Consider the following 4,679-nt stretch of genomic DNA (forward strand, 5'->3'; position numbering starts at 1 on the left):
CCTCGTCCCGCGCGGGCGCCGGCGCGGTCCCGCCGGCCGGGGCACGCCCTCGTCCGCCCCGACGACGACGCGGGCGACCGCTCGGCGAGGAGCCGGCCGGGTCGCCCTGCGGGGTCGTCGAAGCAGTCACGTCGACCCATCCTCGCAAACGCCGCGGCGGGCGCGCGCCGGGATACTCGTGCGTCACGCGGCGCTGGGTGCGGACTTCGTCGTCGTGAGGACGACAAACCCTGCCCGCTGGCCCGCCCGGCGCCGCCGCCTACAGTGGCGCGCATGGGTGAGCAGCGCAGCGAGGGCGAGGTCCGGGCGGGTGACGCCCTCGAGGCGTCGGGCGTCGCGTACACGATCACGCGGCACGGGCGGGTCTCGTCGCTCGCGGAGGCCGCCGCGGCGCGGGGCGTCGAGCCCGCCGACATCGTCAAGACGATCGTCGTGCGGCGCGGCGACGACGACTTCCTGCTCGTCCTCGTCCCGGGCGACCGCACGATCTCGTGGCCCAAGCTGCGCGCGCTGCTCGGCGTCTCGCGGCTCTCGATGCCGGACGCGGCGACCGCCAAGGACGTCACCGGCTACGAGCGCGGCACCATCACGCCGTTCGGCTCGATCACCGAGTGGCCGGTGGTCGCGGACTCCCGGGTGCGGGGGCGCACCGTGTCCATCGGCGCCGGCGCGCACGGCGTCGCCGCGACCGTCGACGGGGACGAGCTCGTGCGCGCGCTGAGCGCGACCGTCGCGGACGTCACCGAGGCCGAGGGCGGCGCGACCGACTGACCCGCTACTTGGTGACGAACGTCGTCGGGCGGACCGTGATGACGACGCGACGGTCGGCGTCGGTGATCGGGTAGACGTTGCCGTAGCGCTCCTGCAGCGAGCGGTAGAACGAGGCCTCGGCGTCGTCCTGCTCCACCGACTCGACGGTGCCGCGGACCTCGAGCGAGCGGTACGGGTCCTCGGGGTCGTGGATCGAGAAGGCGACGCGCGGCTCGTGCTGGATGTTGCGGTACTTCTGCCGGCTGCTCGTGTGCGTGAACCGCACGACCTCGCCGTCGTAGACGAACCACATGACGCTGGAGTGCGGCGCGCCGTCGGGCGCGACGGTCGCGAGGTGCGCGAAGAGCGGGCGGTCGAGCAGGTCGGCGTGGGACCCGGGGAGCGTCGTCGGCATGGCCCCAGGCTAGGACGCGGGCCGGGGTGCGGCGCGCGGGGTCCGCCGCACGCGCGTCACCGGCGGGAACGTCTCGACGGCCCTCGGCGTTCGTGAAGGTGTGGATCGGGGTACCGTGTCGCCGCCGGGCGCGCGACGGGGCGCCTCCCCGGGCATCCCGGCGGACGCCGGAGCACAGAGCGGAGCCTTCCCCAGCATGACCTCGACCAGCGACGAGCAGCCGCCCAGCGGCATCAGCACGGTCGTCTCACCCGAACGCTCCACCATCGTCCTCGTCGGCGAGATCGACGCCGCGCTGCGCGAGCAGGCGAGCGCGTCCATGGCCGCGGCCCTGACGAGCGGGCTGCCGATCGTCGTCGACGCCTCGCGCGCGTCGTTCATCGACTCGTCCGGCATCGCCTTCGTGCTGCAGCTGCACCTCGCCGCGGCCGAGTCCGGCCTGCGCCTCACGCTGCTCGACCCCGCGCGCGTCGTGCGTGACGTGCTCGACATGGTCGGCGTCCCGGGGATCGAGGACGAGGTCGCTGCGGTGCTCGTCGAGGACGAGGCGCCGGCGCCGCTCAGCGCCTGACACCGCCGAGCCGTCCACAGGCGGCCGTCCTGGGCCCGTTCGCACCGCCCTCCGCGCGGTGCCTCGGTCGTGTGGGCGCCGGAGGTTAACGTCCGGCACATGCGGCTCCTCCACACCTCCGACTGGCACCTCGGCCGGTCGCTGCACGGCGTGGACCTGCTCGACCACCAGGCGGCCTACCTCGACCACCTGGTGGAGGTCGTGCGCGACGAGGGCGTGGACGCCGTCGTCGTCGCGGGGGACGTGTACGACCGCGCGATCCCTCCCGTCGAGGCCGTGACGCTGCTCTCCGACACGCTCGCGCGGCTCGCGGAGAGCACCACCGTCGTCCTCACCTCGGGCAACCACGACTCCGCGACGCGCCTCGGGTTCGGCGCGGCGCTGATGCGCGACCGCGTGCGGCTGCGGACGCGTGTCGCCGGGCTGGCCGACCCCGTCCTGCTCGACGGCCTGGCGGTCTACGGCCTGCCGTACCTCGACCCCGACACGGTGCGCGGCGAGCTCGCGGACGACGACGTGGTGCCCGCCCGGTCGCACGAGGCCGTCACCCTGGCAGCGATGCGCCGGGTGCGGGCCGACCTGCAGCGTCGGCGGCCCGCGCGCTCGGTCGTCGTGGCGCACGCGTTCGTCGTCGGGGGCGAGCCGAGCGAGTCGGAGCGCGACATCCGCGTGGGCGGGGTCGACCACGTCCCGGCGGGCGCCTTCGCGGGCGTCGACTACGTCGCGCTCGGCCACCTGCACGGGCCGCAGGGGCTGTCCGCGCCCGACGGGACGGTCCTGCGCTACTCCGGCTCCCCGCTCGCGTACTCGTTCTCCGAGCTGCACCACCGCAAGTCGTCCGTGCTGGTCGACCTCGCCGGTGACGAGGTGCGCACGACCCTCGTCGACGCCCCGGTGCCGCGGCGCCTCGCCGACGTGACGGGCACCCTCGAGGAGCTGCTGGGGGCGGCGGGCGAGCCGCACGCCGACGACTGGGTCCGTGTGACGGTGACGGACGCCGACCGGCCCGTCGACCTGTTCCGACGGGTCAAGCACCGCTTCCCGCACGCGCTCGCGGTGCAGCACCGGCCCGTCGCGACGCCGACCGAGCGACGGGCGCCCGTCGTGACGGCCGGGCTCGACCCGGTCGAGGTGGCCGCGGACTTCGTCGCGCACGTCGCAGGCAGGCCCGCGTCCGAGCAGGAGCGCGCGGTGCTGCGCCGGGCGTACGAGGACGTGCTCGCCGCGGAGCGGAGCGCCTGATGCACCTGCGCACGCTCACCCTCCAGGCCGTCGGCCCCTTCGCCGGGCGCCACACGGTCGACTTCGCCGCGCTCGCCGCCTCGGGGCTGTTCCTGCTCGAGGGCCCGACGGGCGCCGGCAAGTCGACGCTGATCGACGCGGTCGTGTTCGCGCTGTACGGCAAGGTCGCGGCGAGCGACGCCTCCGACGAGCGGCTGCGCTCCGCGTTCGCCGACGACGGGACCGAGACGGTCGTGGACCTCACGTTCGAGGTCCCGTCCGGCGTCTACCGTGTGCGGCGCAGCCCCGCGTACGACCGGGCGAAGCGGCGCGGCACCGGGACGGTGCGCCAGCAGGCGCGCATCACGCTGTGGCGCCTGCCGGAGGGGCACGACGGCGTCGTGGACCCCGACGACGTCGCCGTCGGCGAGGTGCTGAGCACGCGCCTGGACGAGGCCGGCGACGAGCTGCGGCGCGTGGTCGGGCTGGACCGCTCGCAGTTCGTCCAGACGATCGTCCTCCCGCAGGGCGAGTTCGCGCGGTTCCTGCGCGCGGACCCCGAGGAGCGTCGGGCGCTGCTGCAGCGGATCTTCGGCACCGAGGTGTTCGAGCGCGTGCAGCACCGGCTCGTGGAGCTCCGCCGCGAGGCGTCGGCCCGCGTCGACGCGGCGGCGGGGGCGGTGCGCACGGCGGCCGCGCGGTTCGCCGGTGCCGCGGCACTCGACGACGAGGACGCCTTGGCGCTGCGGGAGTCGGTGGAGGCGGCGCTCACGCACCGCTCCGTCGCCGACGTGCGGGCCGTGGTCGACGTGCACGTCGGTCGACTGGGGTCGCTGGCGCAGGCCTGCCGGAGCGCGGCGGGGGCGTCCGAGGCCGCGCACGTCGGCGCCGCCGCGGAGCTGGCGCGGGTGACGGCGCTCGCCGGGCTCGCCGCGCGCCGCGACGCCCTCCGGTCGGAGCGGGAGCGGCTGCTCGCCCAGGGCGAGGAGCACGAGGCGCTGGTCGGCGCGGTGGCGCTCGCGCACGCCGCCCGCGCGGTCCTGCCGGTCCTGGAGGGCCGGGACCGCGCGGCCGTGGCCCTCGAGAGCGCGGTGAAGGCCCTCGACGCGGCGCTGGACGCGGCACCCGCCGAGCTGGCGACGCTGGCGCTCGTGGAGACGGGTGCGACCGCCGGCGCCGAGCCCGCCGGCGACGGCGCGCTGCTGTCCGTCGAGGAGGCGCAGGGCGTCGTCGCGCCGGACCCCCGCGAGGAGCTGCGGCGCGTCCGGTCCGAGCTCGTGGCCGTCTCGGCGGGCCTGGCCCGGGCCGTCGCCGTCGAGGCCGGGCTGGAGGAGCAGCGACGCCAGGTGCGGGCCCAGCACGACCGGGTCGACGACCTCACGACGGAGCTGGCCGGCCACGACGCGTGGCTGGCCGACCGCCCCGCGCAGCGGGCCGAGCTCGACGAGCAGGTCACCGCCGCCCGGGCCGTCGCGGCACGGCTCGAGGAGCACCGGGCGCGGGTGCGCGACCTCTCGGCCCGGGCCCGAGCCGTCGTCGCGCTCGAGGAGCGCCGTACCGAGCGGACAGCCGCGGAGTCGGCGACCGCCGCGGCGCGCGACGCGGCCCGTGCGGCGGCCCTGCACGAGTCCGCCCTGCGGCAGGCGCGCATCGACGGGCTCGCGGCCGAGCTGGCCGAGTCCCTGACCGACGGCGACGCCTGCCCGGTGTGCGGGAGCGCCG

The 4,679-nt window shown here is 76.6% G+C and carries 5 protein-coding genes; 4 read left to right on the forward strand and 1 reads right to left on the reverse strand.

Annotated elements, in window-relative coordinates:
* Nucleotides 1-273: 273 nt before the first annotated feature.
* Nucleotides 274-771: an aminoacyl-tRNA deacylase gene (locus tag HGCM_RS04720; protein ID WP_019135724.1), complete on the forward strand. Its 498-nt coding sequence runs from the start codon at nt 274-276 to the stop codon at nt 769-771.
* Nucleotides 772-775: 4 nt separating this feature from the next.
* Here the strand turns inward: HGCM_RS04720 and HGCM_RS04725 are convergent, their stop codons facing one another.
* Entirely contained in the window at nt 776-1,165 is a 390-nt protein-coding gene (locus tag HGCM_RS04725; RefSeq protein WP_019135725.1) for a PPOX class F420-dependent oxidoreductase, read from the reverse strand.
* A 196-nt stretch (nt 1,166-1,361) separates the two neighbouring features.
* Here HGCM_RS04725 and HGCM_RS16890 point away from each other — a divergent pair, with 196 nt between their 5' ends.
* From HGCM_RS16890 to HGCM_RS19670, 3 genes are all read left to right on the forward strand, one after another.
* On the forward strand, nt 1,362-1,736 hold the full coding sequence (locus HGCM_RS16890) for an STAS domain-containing protein (protein ID WP_019135726.1): 375 nt from the start codon (nt 1,362-1,364) through the stop codon (nt 1,734-1,736).
* 99 nt (nt 1,737-1,835) lie between these two features.
* Complete coding sequence (locus tag HGCM_RS04735; protein ID WP_019135727.1) at nt 1,836-2,978, forward strand: exonuclease SbcCD subunit D; 1,143 nt, start codon at nt 1,836-1,838, stop codon at nt 2,976-2,978.
* Nucleotides 2,978-4,679, forward strand: a 1,702-nt coding sequence (locus tag HGCM_RS19670) for an AAA family ATPase (RefSeq protein ID WP_161604964.1), incomplete at its 3' end; no start/stop codon positions are given. The genes HGCM_RS04735 and HGCM_RS19670, both read left to right, overlap by 1 nt.

This window comes from Cellulomonas massiliensis JC225, from assembly GCF_000312005.1.
Classification (GTDB): domain Bacteria; phylum Actinomycetota; class Actinomycetes; order Actinomycetales; family Cellulomonadaceae; genus Cellulomonas; species Cellulomonas massiliensis.

What these genes read in the sequence shown, in the direction of transcription:
- HGCM_RS04720 (WP_019135724.1), top strand. Translation starts at nt 274, where the DNA reads ATGGGTGAGCAGCGCAGCGAGGGCGAGGTCCGGGCGGGTGACGCCCTC.
- HGCM_RS04725 (WP_019135725.1), bottom strand. Translation starts at nt 1,165, where the DNA reads ATGCCGACGACGCTCCCCGGGTCCCACGCCGACCTGCTCGACCGCCCG.
- HGCM_RS16890 (WP_019135726.1), top strand. Translation starts at nt 1,362, where the DNA reads ATGACCTCGACCAGCGACGAGCAGCCGCCCAGCGGCATCAGCACGGTC.
- HGCM_RS04735 (WP_019135727.1), top strand. Translation starts at nt 1,836, where the DNA reads ATGCGGCTCCTCCACACCTCCGACTGGCACCTCGGCCGGTCGCTGCAC.